At 39.7% G+C, this 1191-nt stretch carries 1 protein-coding gene and 1 pseudogene; both read left to right on the top strand.

The window, feature by feature from the left end; all coding sequences use genetic code 11:
• Positions 1 to 1042 (top strand): hypothetical protein (locus A3738_RS02515; RefSeq protein WP_082889936.1); only part of this gene is annotated, 1042 nt, incomplete at its 5' end.
• Between the two features lie 34 nt (positions 1043 to 1076).
• Positions 1077 to 1191: pseudogene (locus A3738_RS31780) on the top strand (tRNA (adenosine(37)-N6)-threonylcarbamoyltransferase complex transferase subunit TsaD); the annotation flags it as partial.

Raw genomic sequence — 1191 nt, 5'->3', positions numbered from 1 at the left:
GTTCATAATTGGTGAACGATTTGAACCACTTGAACGCGCAAGTTTGCACATGGGTTGTGTCTCGTTTAGGGAGCGTTTTTTTAAAGACGGAAAAATAACAAAGATCGGTTTCCATAAAGCTGTTGTTCAAGCAGAGCGCGAAATCATGCCGATTAAGAAAATATATAAGAAGAAGGGTTGGGAGCAATGTGTTGGGGCTTCAGGCTCCATCAAAGCAATTTTTCAAGCGTTAGAAGCAGAAGATGGCATTCAGATAGAGCGACTATCCTATAAGCGATTGAAGACTTTACGAGATCAAATCATTGAACTTGGCCATATTGATAACCTTAACGAGCTAAATATAAAGAAAGAACGCTTAAGCATATTTCCAGCTGGTTTAGCGATCTTAATGGGAGCGTTCAAAGCACTCAAAATAAAAAAAATGGAGTATACACAAGGAGCTCTGCGCGAAGGTTTACTCTATGACATGCTTGGTAGACTTGATCATGAAGATGTTCGAGATAGAAGCATTAGCGCTTTACAACAACGCTATGGAGCAGACATCGCCCATGGTGACTATGTCGCAGACATTACTAAGGCGTTTTTTAGAAAAGCGAAGACAGATTGGCAGATAGATCACCCTCGATATGAGGGTTTACTAACTTGGGCATCAAAGTTATTCGAAATTGGTCTGGCTATCGCTCACAGCCAATATCATCGTCACGGCGCGTATTTAGTGGCGAACTCTGATCTGGCTGGTTTTTCGAAACGAAGCCAAGAAGAGTTAGCCTTACTTGTTAGAGCGCATAGAAGAAAAATTCCCTTAGAAGATTTTGAGCGTGTCGATGAGGCAATACTTAAATTGACGCTTTTATTTCGGATTGCTGTTTTATTCGCATCGGATCGAAAAGTAAGGTCTATCCCTTTTCATTTAGAAGTTAGCTCAAAATCTGTCCACTTAGCATTTAAAAAGGGCTGGCTAGAAAAGCATCCCCTTACCGTTGAAAACTTAGAAATTGAACGAAATTATTTAAGAAAAATCGGATTTGAACTAAGTTTTTGATAACCTTACGAGTTTTTATGATTGATACACAATAATGTTAGTTCTTGGCCTTGAAACCTCATGCGATGAAACCGGAATCGCTCTTTTTGACACGGACAAAGGTTTGCTTGCTGACGCTTTGTTTTCCCAAATTGATCTTCATGTTGATT

It is taken from the genome of Oleiphilus sp. HI0066, from assembly GCF_001635725.1.
This window is presented reverse-complemented; position numbering and strand designations above follow the sequence as displayed.